General features: G+C 71.1%; 15 protein-coding genes. 12 read left to right on the forward strand and 3 right to left on the reverse strand.

All coding sequences use genetic code 11. The features are described 5' to 3' along the window. Positions 1-151 precede the first annotated feature (151 nt). The 3 genes from ACFWV8_RS00640 to ACFWV8_RS00650 form a co-directional block, all read right to left on the reverse strand. A complete protein-coding gene (locus ACFWV8_RS00640) occupies positions 152-823 on the reverse strand; it encodes a response regulator transcription factor (protein ID WP_078075602.1) in 672 nt (223 codons plus the stop codon). Between the two features lie 229 nt (positions 824-1052). Then, positions 1053-2369, reverse strand: a complete 1317-nt coding sequence (locus tag ACFWV8_RS00645) for a sensor histidine kinase (RefSeq protein WP_384196719.1) — start codon at positions 2367-2369, stop codon at positions 1053-1055. A gap of 186 nt (positions 2370-2555) precedes the next feature. After that, entirely contained in the window at positions 2556-3788 is a 1233-nt protein-coding gene (locus ACFWV8_RS00650; RefSeq protein WP_384196720.1) for a sensor histidine kinase, read from the reverse strand. Positions 3789-4123: 335 nt separating this feature from the next. Between ACFWV8_RS00650 and ACFWV8_RS00655 the strand changes: the two genes are divergently transcribed. From ACFWV8_RS00655 to ACFWV8_RS00710, 12 genes are all read left to right on the forward strand, one after another. After that, the gene (locus tag ACFWV8_RS00655; RefSeq protein ID WP_329392303.1) at positions 4124-4525 is read left to right on the forward strand and encodes an NADH-quinone oxidoreductase subunit A; all 402 of its coding nucleotides are present in this window, start codon (positions 4124-4126) and stop codon (positions 4523-4525) included. Then, positions 4516-5130 carry an NADH-quinone oxidoreductase subunit B gene (locus ACFWV8_RS00660; protein ID WP_384196722.1) on the forward strand — a complete coding sequence of 205 codons (615 nt, stop codon included), beginning with the start codon at positions 4516-4518 and terminating at the stop codon, positions 5128-5130. Before ACFWV8_RS00655 ends, ACFWV8_RS00660 begins: the two co-directional genes overlap by 10 nt. Further along, positions 5130-6353, forward strand: a complete 1224-nt coding sequence (locus ACFWV8_RS00665) for an NADH-quinone oxidoreductase subunit C (RefSeq protein ID WP_384196724.1) — start codon at positions 5130-5132, stop codon at positions 6351-6353. The genes ACFWV8_RS00660 and ACFWV8_RS00665 overlap by 1 nt, the downstream gene beginning before the upstream one ends. Then, on the forward strand, positions 6350-7318 hold the full coding sequence (locus ACFWV8_RS00670) for an NADH-quinone oxidoreductase subunit H (RefSeq protein ID WP_384196726.1): 969 nt from the start codon (positions 6350-6352) through the stop codon (positions 7316-7318). The genes ACFWV8_RS00665 and ACFWV8_RS00670 overlap by 4 nt, the downstream gene beginning before the upstream one ends. Continuing rightward, positions 7319-7900: a NuoI/complex I 23 kDa subunit family protein gene (locus ACFWV8_RS00675; protein WP_384196727.1), complete on the forward strand. Its 582-nt coding sequence runs from the start codon at positions 7319-7321 to the stop codon at positions 7898-7900. Further along, on the forward strand, positions 7897-8457 hold the full coding sequence (locus tag ACFWV8_RS00680) for an NADH-quinone oxidoreductase subunit J (RefSeq protein WP_384196729.1): 561 nt from the start codon (positions 7897-7899) through the stop codon (positions 8455-8457). Before ACFWV8_RS00675 ends, ACFWV8_RS00680 begins: the two co-directional genes overlap by 4 nt. Continuing rightward, positions 8457-8882, forward strand: a complete 426-nt coding sequence (gene nuoK, locus ACFWV8_RS00685) for an NADH-quinone oxidoreductase subunit NuoK (protein WP_329383235.1) — start codon at positions 8457-8459, stop codon at positions 8880-8882. The genes ACFWV8_RS00680 and nuoK overlap by 1 nt, the downstream gene beginning before the upstream one ends. Then, on the forward strand, positions 8879-10885 hold the full coding sequence (locus ACFWV8_RS00690; protein ID WP_384196731.1) for an NADH-quinone oxidoreductase subunit L: 2007 nt from the start codon (positions 8879-8881) through the stop codon (positions 10883-10885). The genes nuoK and ACFWV8_RS00690 overlap by 4 nt, the downstream gene beginning before the upstream one ends. A gap of 3 nt (positions 10886-10888) precedes the next feature. After that, positions 10889-12481 (forward strand): NuoM family protein, encoded by a 1593-nt coding sequence (locus ACFWV8_RS00695; RefSeq protein ID WP_384196733.1) that lies wholly within the window; start codon positions 10889-10891, stop codon positions 12479-12481. After that, on the forward strand, positions 12478-14085 hold the full coding sequence (locus tag ACFWV8_RS00700) for an NADH-quinone oxidoreductase subunit N (protein WP_384196735.1): 1608 nt from the start codon (positions 12478-12480) through the stop codon (positions 14083-14085). Before ACFWV8_RS00695 ends, ACFWV8_RS00700 begins: the two co-directional genes overlap by 4 nt. Before the next feature lie 187 nt (positions 14086-14272). Beyond that, entirely contained in the window at positions 14273-15136 is an 864-nt protein-coding gene (htpX, locus tag ACFWV8_RS00705) for a zinc metalloprotease HtpX (protein WP_384196737.1), read from the forward strand. Continuing rightward, a complete protein-coding gene (locus tag ACFWV8_RS00710) occupies positions 15133-15525 on the forward strand; it encodes a YccF domain-containing protein (protein WP_384196739.1) in 393 nt (130 codons plus the stop codon). The genes htpX and ACFWV8_RS00710 overlap by 4 nt, the downstream gene beginning before the upstream one ends. Positions 15526-15527 lie beyond the last annotated feature (2 nt).

The following is a 15527-nucleotide window of genomic DNA, read 5'->3' on the forward strand; positions in this document are numbered from 1 at the left end:
GTAGTGGCAATTTGCCATGTTTTATCCGCCCCCGGGTGCTCTGTGTTCATCCCTGTCTGTACCGATTTGAACTCAGTCTTTTGGACTAGGACCCACTGCCTGCCCCTACTTGCCCCTCACCTGGCCGCGGCGACCGGTGGGCACGCCGCCGTCACGAGTTGAGATAGGTCAGCACCGCCAGCACCCGGCGGTGATCTCCGTCACTCGGCGACAGGCCCAGCTTCTGGAAGATGTTGCTGACGTGCTTCTCCACCGCGCCGTCGCTCACGACCAGCTGCCTGGCGATCGCCGAGTTGGTCCGCCCCTCCGCCATCAGGCCCAGGACCTCGCGCTCCCGGGGTGTCAGACCGACCAGCACGTCCTGCTTACGGCTGCGGCCGAGAAGCTGCGCCACCACCTCGGGGTCCAGTGCCGTGCCGCCCCTGGCCACCCGTACGACCGCGTCCACGAACTCCCGGACCTCGGCCACCCGGTCCTTGAGCAGATAGCCGACCCCCCGGCTGCTGCCCGCGAGCAGTTCCGTCGCGTACTGCTCCTCCACGTACTGGGACAGCACCAGCACGCCGATGCCCGGATGGTCCTTGCGCAGCTGGACCGCGGCCCGGACCCCTTCGTCGGTGTGGGTCGGCGGCATCCGTACGTCGGCCACCACCACGTCCGGCGCCGCTCCTTCACGGGCCAGGTCGCCGACGGTCTTGATCAGCGCCTCACCGTCCCCGACACCGGCGACGACGTCATGCCCGAGATCGGTCAGCAGCCGGGTCAGGCCCTCCCGCAGGAGCACCGAATCCTCGGCGATGACCACTCGTACCCTGTCCTCCACAACCCTGCCGCCCCCATGTCGATGTGCGTACGCGCTCCGCGTCCGCCCTGCGGTTCCAGCATCCCAGTATTCGTATCCGAGTGCGTCCACCGACCGGGAACTGATCGAAGCGAGAGACGTGACTCCGGCGCGGCCGGGCGGGGCCGGACACGCGACTCCGGCGCACCGGACGATGTCCGGTGCGCCGTGGCCGCGTCTGTGTCCCGCCGGTGCTCCGGCGGCGCCGGTGTCACTTGCGCCAGGGCAGCTCCGCCGTCACCGTCGTCGGCCCGCCGACCGGCGAGTCCACGACGAGGATCCCGTCCACCGCGTCGAGCCGCTCCGCGAGACCGGCCAGGCCGCTGCCCGACGAGGTGTTCGCGCCGCCCCGGCCGTCGTCCGAGACCTGGAGCATCAGCCGGTCCTGCATCCGCCACACGTCCACCGACGCGCGCCCGGCCCGGGAGTGCTTGCTGACGTTCTGCAGGAGCTCGGAGACGGTGAAGTAGGCGATGCCCTCGATGGCCGCCGCCGGGCGCTGGTCGAGGTCGACCTCGACCTGGACCGGCACGGTGCAGCGGGAGGCGACGGAGGAGAGCGCGGCGTTCAGGCCCCGGTCGGTGAGGACCGCCGGGTGGATGCCGCGCGCGAGGTCGCGCAGTTCCTGGAGGGCGACCTTCACCTCGCCGTGCGCCTCGTCCACCATCCGCGCCGCCGCCTCCGGGTCGTGCAGCAGCTTCTCCTTCGCCAGCCCCAGGTCCATGGCGAGGGCCACCAGCCGGGCCTGGGCGCCGTCGTGCAGGTCACGCTCGATACGGCGCAGGTCCGCCGCGGCGGTGTCGACCACGACACCGCGGTCCGACTCCAGCTCCGAGACGCGCTCGGCCAGCCGGGACGGGCCGAGCAGACCGGTGACCAACAGCCGGTCCACACAGGCCAGTCCACGGACCACCCACGGCGACGCGAGGACGACGACCAGACCGACGACGCACGTCGCGGCCGTCTCGAAGGGGGTGTCCAGGAAGAAGTCGTTGGTGCCGTCGCTGAAGAGCGCGATGCCGTCCTGGTCCGTGTACTCGGGGAAGACCCACTGCCACAGCGGATAGAGGAAGAGGCTCCAGCCGGTGACCATGAAGGTCACGGAGACGACGAAGGAGAACAGCGCCCACGGGAAGTGCAGGAAGCCGTAGAGCAGATGCCGCCAGGAGACGCCGCTCTTGAGGACCGCGCCGACCCAGGACATCAGACCTGACTTCTTCCCCCGGACGGGCAGCGGGCTCGCGATGTCCAGATCGAGCAGGGCCCGCGCCCTCATCCGCTCGACCGCTCCCAGGGCCCGGCAGCCGACGAGCGCGGCGGCCAGCAGCGGAATGCCGACGAAGGTCACGAGGAGTCCCGCGCTGAGCGAGACCGTCGTCACCGCGTAGACGAAGAAGAGGATGCCCATCGGGAGGTTGAGAAGGAGGTAGGCGAACTCCTTCCACGCCCGGCCCGAGAACGGAGCGCGCAGTGCCGGATGAAGGGTGTGGCTCCGTGGCGGTGTCCGCGTGCCGTAATCCGTGGCCATCGTGTCGTCCGTTCTGCGAGCGGGGCGGTCGTGTCTGCGAGCGGGGCGGTCGTGCGGCCGTGCGGTCGTGCCCCTTGTCGTACCTCTATGCTCGTCCGCCGGCCGGGCCCGCACCATGAGGGCGGTTACCGTCTTCGCCCTGGGGTTTTCCCCACCTTCGGTGGTGCGGTTTCAGGGCCCTGACGCTCACTCGTGGGCCGGTTCGTCGCGGGTCGGCTCGTCGCGGGCCGGCTCGCGCTCGCGCCAGGGGAGTTCGGCTGTGACGACCGTCGGGCCTCCGACCGGCGAGTCCAGTACGAAGAGACCGTCGACCGCGCCCAGCCGCTCGGCCAGCCCCGCCATACCCGTCCCGCCGTCCAGCCGGGCGCCCCCGCGCCCGTCGTCCTGGATCTGGATGAGCAGCCTGTCCTTCGCCCGCCACACCTCGACACCGGCCGCGCTCGCCCCGCTGTGCTTGCTGACGTTCTGCAGGAGCTCGGAGACCGTGAAGTAGGCGATGCCCTCGATCGCCGCTGCAGGCCGCTCCGCCAGCTCGACCTCGACCTTGACCGGGACCGTGCAGCGGGAGGCGATGGCCGAGAGCGCGGCGTCCAGGCCCCTGTCCGTGAGTACGGCCGGATGGATGCCGCGCGCGAGGTCGCGCAGCTCCTGGAGGGCCAGCTTCACCTCGCCGTGCGCTTCGTCCACCATGCTCGCCGCCGTCTCCGGGTCGTCCAGGAGCTTCTCCTTCGCGAGACCGAGCCCCATGGCCAGGGCCACCAGCCGGGCCTGCGCGCCGTCGTGCAGATCGCGCTCGATACGGCGCAGATCGGCGGCTGCCGTGTCCACGACGACGCCCCGGTCCGACTCCAGCTCCGCGATCCGGCTCTCCAGCTCGTCGGAGGGCGAGAGCAGCCCGCGGACCAGGGCGCGGTCGACGTTGGTGAGACCGCGCGCGATGAACGGCAGCACCGGCCAGAGGACGAACAGGCTGACCGTGGTGATCGTGAAGGTCAGGATCCCCCACGGCAGCCGGATGAACTCGTACAACGCGGTCCGCCAGGCCACCGGGTCCTTCAGCCCCGTCCACAGCCAGTCGAAGAACCCCTCGCTGCCGCGGGCCCGCTTCTTACGGCGGCCACGGCCGCGCAGCGGGCTCGGCTCGTCGATCCGGACCCCCAGCAGGGCGCGCGCCCGCGCACGTTCGGCCTTCCCCAGCAGCCGCGCCCCGGCCAGACCGCCGGCGAGCCAGGGCAGACCGATCACGGTGACGGACAGGAAGACGCCGGTGGGTACGACGAACACGACGTAGACGAAGCCGGCGATCGACAGCGGCAGATTGGCGAGGAGATGCGCGATCTCCTTCCAGGTCTGCCGGTCGAAGGCGAAACGCGGCGGCGGGAGCCGTTCGTCGTCGAAGAGGCTGTTACGGGCGGTCATAAGGCTCTAGCCTGCACGGCCACGGGGGCGCACGCCATGGGGTGGCTGGGGGAGCGCGGGTGGGGATAACCCCACCACCCCCTTGGAACCCGCCCGACCAGCACCTGAGCGGACACGTGAGCGGACACGTGTGGGAGCCATCCATGACCCTGCCGTGACTGATGCGCGACCGACTGCTTACGGTCCCTTTAGCAGGGCCTAGACTCCCGTGCGTACGGATCAGCGACCGGGGCGGCGACCAGGGGCGGCATCAAGGCCGGCACCGGGGTCGGCACCAGGTCGGCACGAGGGTCCGGGAACACACCGATCGGCGGAGCGAGGGGCGGGTGACGCGGGTGACGCATGTGCCGGGACCGACCGTTCTCGCGGCGGACTACTTCCAGAGCTACTCGGTGGTCGGCCTGCTCGCGGTCGTCGGCGTGCTCTTCGTCGCCGTCGCGTTCGGGGCGGGCAGGCTGCTGCGGCCGGTGGTACCGACGCCGGAGAAGCTGCTCACGTACGAATGCGGCGTCGACCCGGTGGGCGAGGGCTGGGCACACACCCAGGTCCGCTACTACGTCTACGCCTTCCTCTACGTCATCTTCGCCGTCGACTCGATCTTCCTGTTCCCGTGGGCGACGGTCTTCGCGGCCCCGGGGTACGGCGCGACGACGCTCGTCGAGATGTTCATCTTCCTCGGCTTCCTGGCCGTAGGACTTCTCTACGCATGGAAGAAGGGCGTCCTGGAATGGACGTGACCCCCGCCGCCGCACCGGTCGAACTGCCCGATCCCCAACGTCTGGGTGTGCTCTCGCGCCTGGCGCCCCAGCCGATGAAGGTGGTCCTCAACTGGGGCCGCCGCTACAGCCTCTGGGTCTTCAACTTCGGACTCGCCTGCTGCGCCATCGAGTTCATCGCCGCATCGATGGCCCGGCACGACTTCATCCGGCTCGGCGTCATTCCCCTGGCACCGGGCCCGCGTCAGGCGGACCTGATGGTCGTGTCCGGCACGGTGACGGACAAGATGGCACCGGCGGTGAAGCGGCTGTTCGAGCAGATGCCCGAGCCCAAGTACGTGATCTCCTTCGGCGCCTGCTCCAACTGCGGTGGCCCGTACTGGGACTCGTACTCCGTCACGAAGGGCGTCGACCAGATCATCCCGGTCGACGTCTACGTACCGGGCTGCCCGCCGCGCCCCGAAGCGCTGCTCCAGGGGATCCTCAAGCTCCAGGAGAAGATCTCACGCGAGTCGCTGGGGGAGCGTTACGGCTCCGGGGGCCGCCGGCCGAGCACCGCCGCGCTTACCAGCGGGCTGGTCGCGGCCCCGCCGACGCCGGGGGCCACGGCGGGGGAGAGCACCTGATGACTTCGGACGCGTACGAGGGCCTGCCCGACACCGTCACCGAGATCTTCGGCGCGGACGCCACGGCGGAGCGCGCGTACGACCTGCTGACGGTCGACGTCCCCGCCGCCTCCTGGCTGACCGCGCTCGAAACCGCCCGTGACGGCCTGGGCTGCACCTACTTCGACTGGCTGAGCGCCGTCGACGAACCGGGCACCGGCTTCCGCGTGAGCGCGCACGTCGCGTCGGTCGAACGCGGGGCCGTACGGCGCCTGTTGGTCCGTACGACCGTTCCGCACGAGGCCGCCGTACTGCCCACCGCCCTCGGGGTCTACGCGGGCGCGGGCTGGCACGAGCGCGAGACGTACGAGATGTTCGGCATCACCTTCACCGACCACCCCAACCTGGTGCACCTGTTGCTGCCCGAGACCTTCGAAGGGCACCCGCTGCGCAAGGACTTCGTCCTGGCGGCCCGGGTCGCGAAGGCCTGGCCGGGCGCGAAGGAGCCGGGGGAGTCCGCGCCGGGCCACACGGGCCCCAAGCGCCGCCAGATGCTCCCGCCGGGCGTACCGGACCCGAACGACTGGGGCCCGCTCAAGGGCCAGCTCCCACCGGCCCCCGCCCGCCCGGCCCGCGCACCCCGCGCGACGGGTGACCGCCCGCCCCGCCGCACCCGCAGCGTCACGGAGGGCTCGACGAGCCAGCAATCCTCGCCCGCGACGACGGACGCCCCGTGGCGCAAGGCGGCCCCTGAGTCCGTCGAGCAGACACCGGGGCCCGCACAGCAGCAGACGCCCAAGCCGCAGCCGGAGCCTGCACCCGGGGCCGAGCCTGCGCCCGGGCCCGGGCCGGACACCGCGCCGGAGGCGCGGCCCACGCCCAAGCGTGGGCCGGACGCCGGGCCGGAGCGCGCGCCGGGCGAGGAGCCCACCTCTAAGCCGGTGCCAGAGGTGGCACCCGGGGCCGAGGCCCCGGAGTCCGGCCAGGCGGGGCCTGCGCCGAAGACCGGTTCCGCGCCGGAGGCGCGGCCTGAGGCCGAGGCCGACCCCGCGCCCGAGTCCGAACCCGAGCCTGCGTCCGGGCCGGAGGTGGCACCGGGGTCCGAGGCCCAGGAGTCCGGCCAAGCGGCGCCTGCGCCCGAGCCCGACCCCGCGCCGGAGGCGCGGCCTGAGGCCGAGGCCGAGCCTGGGCTCAAGCCCGACCCCGCGCCGGAGGCGGAACCGCGACCCGGAGGAGACGCGTGAACGACGTGCTCGACGTCGCCATTCGGCTGGTCATCGTCTTCGCCGCCTTCCTCCTCCTGCCCCTGATCGTCGGACAGACCGAGCACAAGGTCATGGCCCACATGCAGGGCCGCCTCGGCCCCATGTACGTCGGCGGCTTCCACGGCTGGGCCCAACTCGTCGCCGACGGCGTGAAGTTCGCGCAGAAGGAAGACATCGTCCCGGCCGCCGCCGACCGCCGGATCTTCCAGCTCGCCCCGGCCGTCGCCCTGCTGCCCTATCTCCTCGTCCTGGTCGTGATCCCGATCGGCCCCCAGGAGGGCGCCGTCGGCGAGGTCGTCGACGCGGGCATCTTCTTCGTGCTCGCCGTGATGGGCGTCGGCGTGCTCGGCTCGCTCATGGCGGGCTGGGCGTCGGCCAACAAGTTCTCCCTGCTCGGCGGTCTGCGCACCGCCGCCCAACTGCTCGCGTACGAACTGCCCATGCTGCTCACCGCCGCCTCCGTCGCGATGGCCGCCGGCACCGTCTCGCTGCCTGGCATCCTCGACGCCTTCGAGTGGTGGTGGGTGCCCTGGCAGATCGTCGGCGCGCTCGTCTTCTTCGTCGCCGGCCTCGCCGAACTCCAGCGCCCTCCCTTCGACATGCCGGTGGCCGACTCCGAGATCATCTTCGGCGCCTACACCGAGTACACCGGTCTGCGCTTCGCGCTGTTCCTGCTCGCCGAGTACGCGGGCATCGTCGTCCTGTGCGGACTGACCACCGTCCTTTTCCTCGGCGGCTGGCACAGCCCGTTCGGCGGGGACGACCTCGGCTGGCTCTGGACCCTCATCAAGACGTTCCTCCTCGCCTTCGTCGTCATCTGGCTGCGCGTCAGCTATCCGCGGCTGCGCGAGGACCAGCTCCAGAAGCTCGCGTGGACCGTGCTCATCCCGCTCGCACTCGCCCAGATCGCCCTCACCGGCATCGTCAAGGTGGTGATCCAGTAAGTGGCTCCGATCCCCGGTAGCGGCCTGGCCAAGGGGCTGGCCGTCACCCTTCGTACGATGACGAGGAAGTCCGTCACCGCGCAGTACCCGGACACCCAGCCCGAACTCCCGCCCCGCAGCCGGGGCGTGATCGGCCTGTTCGAGGAGAACTGCACGGTCTGCATGCTCTGCGCCCGTGAGTGCCCCGACTGGTGCATCTACATCGACTCCCACAAGGAGACGCTGCCCGCCGCCGCCCCCGGCGGACGCGAGCGCAGCCGCAACGTCCTCGACCGGTTCGCCATCGACTTCTCGCTCTGCATGTACTGCGGTATCTGTATCGAGGTCTGCCCTTTCGACGCGCTGTTCTGGTCACCGGAGTTCGAGTACGCGGAGACGGACATCCTGGAACTCACCCACGAGCGCGACAGACTCCGCGAGTGGATGTGGACCGTGCCGGCCCCGCCCGCCCTCGACCCGCGCGCCGAGGAGCCGAAGGAGATCGCCGCCGCCCGCAAGACGGCCGACAAGCTGGCGGCGGCGGAAGCCGCGGCACGGGCGGAGAGCACGTCGGCACCCCGGGAGCAGGAGGACGGCGCGTGACCCACCTCGCGGCCGACCCCGGCTTCCTCTCCCCGACCGGCGTCGAGATCGCCTTCGTCCTCGTCGGCGTCGTCACCCTCGGCGCGGCCGTCATCACCGTCACGACCAAACAGCTGGTGCACGCCGCCCTCTGGCTCGTCGTCGCGCTCGGCGGCCTGGCCGTCGAATACCTGCTGCTGACCGCCGAGTTCATCGCCTGGGTCCAGGTCCTGATCTATGTCGGCTCCGTCGTCGTCCTCCTTCTGTTCGGGCTGATGCTGACGAAGGCGCCCATCGGCCGCTCCCCGGACGCGGACTCGGAGAACCGGTGGGTCGCGCTCGCGGTGGCGATCACCGCTGCCGTCGCGCTGGTGTGGGTGGTCGTCGACGCGTTCCGTACGACCTGGATCGAACTCGAAGGCCCCGCCCAGGGATCCACCGAGGTCTCCGGACAATTCCTCTTCCGGCACTGGGTCCTGCCCTTCGAAGCACTCTCCGTCCTCCTGCTCGCCGCGCTCATCGGCGCGATCGTCCTGTCCCGCAAGAGCGAGGCCGCTCGCGGCAAGGAGCAGCGCTGATGCATCTCGCCTATCCCGCCGTGCTCGCGGCGCTGCTGTTCTGCACCGGTCTGTACGGGGTGCTCGCCCGCCGCAACGCGATCCTCGTCCTCATGTCCGTCGAGCTGATGCTCAACGCCGTCAATCTCAACCTCGTCGCCTTCGACGTCTGGCTGCGCGACACCCTGCACGCCGGCCAGGCGCTCACCCTGTTCGTGATCGCCGTCGCCGCCGCCGAGATCGGCATCGGCCTGGCGATCGTCCTGATGGTCTACCGCGCCCGGGGCACCGCGGACGTCGACCGCCTCCGCGACAGCGTCGAGAGCGACGCGAGCGACGAGGCCGCGGCCAGGTCCGCCGAAGACGCGGCGGCTGAAGACGCGGCCGCCGAGTCCGCGCGGGCCGAAGCCGACGCCCGTGCGAAGAAGGCTGAGGCCACCGCGTGACCACGACCACCCTCGCCGTCCTCGTCCCCCTCCTGCCGTTCCTCGGGGCGGTCGCCGGACTGCTCATCGGCCGTACGGCCCCCGGCTTCGTCCGGCCACTGGCCGTGCTGCCGCCGCTCGCCGCCGCCGTACTCGCCGCGATCGTCGCCGTACGCCAGAGCAACGGGCACGGCGGCACCCGCGCACCGATCGACGCCGCGACCCAGCTCACCCCCACCGGCTCGGTCCCGATCGACCTCGCCCTGCACATCGACGGCTTCGCCGCCCTCGTCGCGATCCTCGTCGGCGTGGTCGCGACATGCGTGCAGATCTACTCGACGAGCTATCTCCGCGACGACCCGCGCTACCCCTCGTACGCCGCCCTGGTCTCCCTCTTCACCTCCGCGATGCTGCTCGTCGTCTACTCCGGCGACCTGATGGTGCTGCTGGTCGGCTGGGAGATCATGGGCATCTGCTCGTACTTCCTCGTCGGCCACTACTGGGAGACGCCCGAGGCGCGCGCCGCCTCCCTGAAGGCGTTCCTGGTCACCAAACTCGGTGATGTCCCCTTCCTGCTCGGTCTGTTCGCGCTCGCCGTCGACACCGGCACGTTCCGCATCACCGGTGTCCTCCAGGCCGTCGCGAACGACGGACTCGACCACCCCACCCTGATCGCGCTCCTGCTGATCGCCGGTGTCGCGGGTAAATCGGCCCAATTCCCGCTGCACACCTGGCTGCCCGACGCGATGGCCGGCCCCACCCCCGTCTCCGCGCTGATCCACGCGGCGACGATGGTCGCCGCCGGTGTCTACTTCGTGGCCCGTCTCCTCCCCGTCTTCGCCGCCTCGGCCGCCGCCCTCGGCGTACTCGCCGTACTGGCGGCGATCACCATGGTCGGCTCGGCGCTCGCCGCCCTCGCGCAGGACGACATCAAACGCGTCCTCGCCTACTCGACCATCGGCCAACTCGGCTACATGACCGGCGCGCTGGCCGTGGGCGACCGCGGCGCGGCCGTCTTCCACCTCATCTCGCACGGCGCCTTCAAGGCGCTTCTCTTCCTCGGCGCCGGCGTGATCATCCACGCTGCGGGCACCAACTCCCTCGCCGCCATGTCCCGGATGGGCGGCCTCGCCAAACGCGTCCCCGACGCCTACTGGACGATGACGGTCGCCCTGCTCGCGCTCGCCGCCATCCCGCCCTTCGCCGGCTTCTTCTCCAAGGAAGCCGTCCTCGTCGCCGCCGAACACACCGCCCTCGGCGAGTCCGAGATCGCCCCCAGCCTCGCCGGCTGGACCGTGCTGGTCGCCGGTCTCCTCACCGCCCTCCTCACCGCCGCCTACGCCACGCGCCTGTGGCTCCTCGCCTTCCGGGGCCGGGGCCCCGAAGCGGCCGACCACGGCAGACAGCCCCTCGCGATGAACACCGTCCTGTGGGTGCTCGCCGTCCCCTCCCTCGCGTTCGGCCTGACGGTCGGCGTCATCGCCCCCTGGCTGGACGCCGACAGCCTCACCCCCACGGTCACCACCTCCGTACTCGGCACAGGAGTCGCCCTCGTCGGCGGACTGGTCACCTACGGCGCCTGGAGCCACACCACGGCACTCGCCGCCCGCACTCCGATGGGCGCCGTCGCCGCGCACCCGGACGCCGAGCCCGCGCTCTCCGAGGCCGAGGCCATCGCCAGCCACACCCCCGCCTACGGCGACATCGCCTCGGCCCCCGACCCGGCCGACCCCGGCCGGCTCCTGCTGGGCAGGCTCCACGACCACGCCGCGGCCGGCTTCCACCTGGACGCCGTCTACCGCGTCCTCTTCCAGCGCCCGGTCCAGGCCGCGGCCACGCTGGTCCGCTTCCTCGACCGCGAGGTCGTCGACACCTACGTACGCGGAGCGGGCACCGGCACCCGCTGGCTCGGCATCGCCGTACGCGGCGGGCAGACCGGCAACGTCCAGACCTACCTGGGCGCCCTGCTCGCCGGAACGGTCGTCCTGGCCATCGCCGCCGTACTCGTCGCAGCCGGAGCGTGAGCCGTGATCGATATCAGCACGTCCGTGATGCGGGTCCTTCTCGCGTTCATCGTCGTCGCCCCCCTCGCGGGCGCGGCGGCGGCGCTGCTGCCCGCCCCGCCCGGACTCCGGGGCAAGAGCCCCGACCAGGCGGTACTGCGCCACGGCGTGAGCGTGACCGGCGCGGTCCTCATCGCCGCGATCGTCCTCGCGCTCGGCTTCGACCACGACCAGCCGTCGAGGACGCAGGCCACGACGGACATCAGCTGGATCGCCGCACTCGACGTGCGGATCCACCTCGGTGTCGACGGCATCTCTCTCCCCCTTCTGGTCCTGACCGCGCTGCTGACCTTCCTCTGCGCGCTCTACAGCTACTTCAAGCCCCCGGCGGGCCCCTCTCCGAAGGCATTCGTCGCCCTGCTCCTCGTCCTCGAATCCGGCACCCTCGCGACCTTCGCCGTACTCGACCTGCTGCTCTTCTTCCTGGCCTTCGAGATGGTGCTCATCCCGATGTACTTCCTCATCGCCCGCTGGGGCGGCGAGGAACGGCAGGCCGCCGCCTGGAAGTTCATCCTCTACACGCTGCTCGGATCCGTGGTCATGCTGCTCGGCCTGCTGCTCGTCGGGCTGCACGCGGGCACATTCGACATGGTGGCACTCGCCACTGACAACGGCCGTGGGCTGAGTACATCCGTGCAGGTCACGGCCGTTCTGGCGATCGGGATCGGGCTCGCGGTCAAGACCCCGATGTGGCCGCTGCACAGCTGGCTCCCGGACGCCCACACCGCCGCCCCGACCGTCGGCTCCGTCCTTCTCGCCGGGGTCATGCTCAAGATGGGTACGTACGGGTTCGTCCGTATCATCCTGCCCGTCGCGCCCGACGGGATGCGGACTTTCGCGCCGTATCTCGCCGCCTTCGCCGTCGCCGGCATCATCTACGGGTCCCTGGCCTGCCTCGCCCTCGCCCGGCAGGGGGCCGGCGGCGACCTCAAGCGCCTGATCGCGTACTCCTCCGTCGGTCACATGGGCTTCGTACTCCTCGGCATCGCGTCCATGACCCCCACCGGAGTCAACGGCGCGCTCTTCGCCAACGTCGCCCACGGCCTGATCACCGGCCTGCTCTTCTTTCTGGTCGGAGCGCTCAAGGACCGCTACGGCACCGCGGACCTCGACACCCTCGCCGGCGTCACAGGCGCGGCGCTGTACGGCCGCGCCCCGCGCCTCGGCGGTCTGCTCGCCTTCGCCGCCGTCGCCTCGCTCGGCCTGCCCGGCCTCGCCGGATTCTGGGGCGAGATGCTCGCGATGTTCGGCGCCTTCGACCCCGCGGACGGCCTCAGCCGCCCCGCCTTCGTCACCTTCACCGCGATCGCCTGCTTCGGCACGCTGCTCACCGCCGCGTACCTGCTGATCGTGGTCCGCCGCGTCTGCATGGGCGTCGTCCGGCAGCCCGGCGAGGACTCCGGCCCCACGCCCGAACTCGCCGACGTCCACGGCTACGAACTCGCCGCCTGGACCCCGCTCGTCGCCCTGACCGTCCTCGCCGGACTCTGGCCCGCCGTCCTCCTCGGCCTTACCGACCCGGCCGTGCAGAAGCTCCTCGCAGGAGGCAAGTCGTGACCGTGGCCGCCCAGGGCGCCGCCGACAGCGCCGCGAATCTCGTCCAGTCCGTCGACTGGCTCGCCATCGCGCCCCCGGCCCTCACAGCCGCCGTCGCCCTGGCCGTCCTCGTCGCCGACCTCTTCGTCCCGGCACGCCGCAAGCCGCTCCTCGGCGTCCTCTCCGTCGCCGGCCTCGCCGCCGCGCTCCTTCTGCTCATCCCGCTGCGCGCCGGCGACCGGTCCACCTTCTGCCTGACGGCGGAGCCCGGGGTGTGCAGCTACACGGCCGACCACTTCACCCTCGTCATCCAGCTCCTGGTGCTCGGCGGCGCCCTGCTCACCGCGCTGCTCTCCGTCACCGAACTCGACGGGGGCAAGAACACCGGCAAGGGGCTCCCGGCGGGCGAATTCTGGTTCCTGCTGCTCTCCTCGGCCTCCGGCGCCGCCCTCCTGCCCGCGGCCCGCGACCTCGCCACCCTCGTCGTCGCCCTCGAAGTCGCCACCCTCCCCGCCTTCGCGCTGGTCGGCCTCAAGCGCGGCGACCGCCTCTCCTCCGAGGCGGCGCTGAAGTTCTTCCTCTCCTCCGTGACGGCCACCGCCGTCATGCTGCTGGGCGTCAGCTTCGTGTACGCCGCCACCGGCTCCCTGCATCTCACCGAGATCGCCGCCGGACTCGACGACGTCCCCGGAAAGCTCGAAACCCTCGCGTCGGCGGGCGTCGCCCTGACCCTCGTCGGCTTCGCCTTCAAGGCCGCCGCCGCGCCCTTCCACTTCTGGGTCCCCGACACCTACGTCGGTGCGCCGCTGCCCATCGCCGCCTACCTCTCCGTCGTCAGCAAGGCCGTCGGCTTCTCGGGGCTGATCCTGGTGACGGTCATCGCCTTCCCGAGCCACTCCGACGTATGGGGCCCGGCCGTCGCGGTGCTCGCCGCACTCACCATGACCGTCGGAAACGTCGCCGCGCTGCGCCAGTCGGCCACGCGCGCGTGGAGCGCGGTACGGCTCCTCGCGTGGTCGTCCGTCGCGCAGGCCGGCTATCTGCTGGTGCCGGTCGCGGCGGCGGCGTACGCGGGCACGGACCAGATCGGCTCCACCGTCGCGTACGCCCTGATGTACGCCGTCGTGAACCTCGGCGCCTTCGCCGTCGCCGCCCTCGTCGCCCGTACGAAGCCCCTGAACCGTCTCGCGGACTACCGGGGCCTTGCCTCCGAGCGCCCGCTCGTCGCGCTCGCCATGGGCTTCTTCCTGCTCTGCCTCGCCGGACTGCCGCCCGGCGTCGTCGGCCTCTTCGCGAAGGTCACGGTCTTCTCGTCGGCCGTCGACGCGGGCCTCGGCTGGCTGGCCGTCGTGATGGCCTTCAACGTCGTCATCGCGCTCTTCTACTACCTCCAGTGGACGGCGGTCCTCTTCCGGGGCCCCGAGAGCGCCGAGGACGCCCGCCCGGAGAGCACCGAGGACGTCCCGGAGACGCCCGCTCCCGCCGGCCTCACCGCGGGCACCCTGGCCGCCCGGCCCGCCCCGGCCCCGCTCACCGCCGCGATCGGCCTGACCGCCCTCGCGGGCGTCGCCCTGTCGGGAGCGCCCCAGCTGGTCCTCCGCTTTGCCGCCGAAAGCCTCTTCTGAGGCGCTCTCCCGCCCGGGAACCCGCCCCACCCGCACCCTCCGCCACCCGTACGGCGTACACGCCCGCGCGGGCGCGCCAGGGAACCCGTGACCCTCGCCTGGCGTTGACCAGTGAGGAAGGGTCCACTGGAGAGTGGAGCAGCATCACGTAAAGGGTTCCCCTGCCGCACGATTTGGAGGGCGCTCCGTGCACCGCCGGCACAACGGGTTGAGGACCGCCGCACTCCTCGGGGGACTGTCCGCACTCATCATCGTCATCGGCAGCATCTTCGGCAGGACGGGTCTGATCGTCGCGGTCGTCATCGCGCTCGGGACGAACGCGTACGCCTACTGGAACAGCGACAAGCTCGCCCTGCGCGCCATGCGCGCACGCCCGGTCAGCGAGTTCGAGGCGCCGAAGCTCTACCGCATCGTCCGCGAGCTCTCCACGAACGCGCGCCGGCCGATGCCACGGCTCTACATCTCGCCGACCCAGGCCCCCAACGCGTTCGCCACCGGCCGCAATCCCCGTAACGCAGCCGTCTGCTGCACGGACGGGATCCTCCAGATCCTGACCGAGCAGGAGCTGCGCGGAGTGCTCGGCCATGAGCTCAGCCATGTCTACAACCGCGACATCCTCATCTCGTCCGTCGCCGGCGCCCTCGCCTCGGTCGTCATGTTCCTGGTGAACTTCGCCTGGCTCATCCCCATCGGCCGCTCGGACGACGACGAGGGCCCCGGCCTCGTCGGCGTGCTCCTGGTGATGCTCCTGGGCCCGCTGGCCGCCTCGGTGATCCAGCTCGCCGTGAGCCGTTCCAGGGAGTACGAGGCGGACGCGGCCGGCGCGCAGCTCACCGGTGATCCGCTGGCCCTCGCGAGCGCCCTGCGCAAGCTGGATGCCGGTACGAAGCAGTTGCCGCTGCCCCCGGAGCCACGGATCGAGACGGCGAGCCACCTGATGATCGCCAATCCCTTCCGGCCCGGACAGGGTGTATCGAGAATGTTCTCCACGCATCCGCCGATGGCGGAGCGCATCGCCCGACTAGAGCAGATGGCAGGTGGCCGCCCATGAAGACAATCCTCAACATCATCTGGCTGGTTCTGAGCGGTTTCTGGCTGTTCCTCGGCTACATGTTCGCCGGACTGCTTCTGTGCATCACGATCATCGGCATTCCCTTCGGGGTGGCCGCGTTCCGTATCGGCCGGTACGCGCTGTGGCCGTTCGGCTACACGACGGTGGAGCGCCGCGACGCGGGATCACCGTCGTTCGTCGCCAACATCCTGTGGGTGATCCTGGCCGGCTGGTGGCTCGCCCTCGGCCATATCTTCACCGGGCTCGCTCTCTGTGTGACGATCATCGGCATCCCGCTGGGCATCGCCAACTTCAAGATGATCCCCGTCTCGCTGCTGCCCTTCGGCCGCGACATCGTCCGTACGGACGAGGCGTTCGCGGGCTGGTGATC

Origin of the sequence: Streptomyces sp. NPDC058665, from assembly GCF_042714995.1 — a bacterium.
In the GTDB taxonomy this organism is placed as follows: domain Bacteria; phylum Actinomycetota; class Actinomycetes; order Streptomycetales; family Streptomycetaceae; genus Streptomyces.

Excerpts from the sequence above, each read along its gene's own strand:
- ACFWV8_RS00710 (WP_384196739.1), top strand. The coding sequence starts at position 15,133 with ATGAAGACAATCCTCAACATCATCTGGCTGGTTCTGAGCGGTTTCTGG.
- ACFWV8_RS00660 (WP_384196722.1), top strand. The coding sequence starts at position 4,516 with ATGGACGTGACCCCCGCCGCCGCACCGGTCGAACTGCCCGATCCCCAA.
- ACFWV8_RS00650 (WP_384196720.1), bottom strand. The coding sequence starts at position 3,788 with ATGACCGCCCGTAACAGCCTCTTCGACGACGAACGGCTCCCGCCGCCG.
- ACFWV8_RS00665 (WP_384196724.1), top strand. The coding sequence starts at position 5,130 with ATGACTTCGGACGCGTACGAGGGCCTGCCCGACACCGTCACCGAGATC.
- nuoK (WP_329383235.1), top strand. The coding sequence starts at position 8,457 with ATGCATCTCGCCTATCCCGCCGTGCTCGCGGCGCTGCTGTTCTGCACC.
- ACFWV8_RS00645 (WP_384196719.1), bottom strand. The coding sequence starts at position 2,369 with ATGGCCACGGATTACGGCACGCGGACACCGCCACGGAGCCACACCCTT.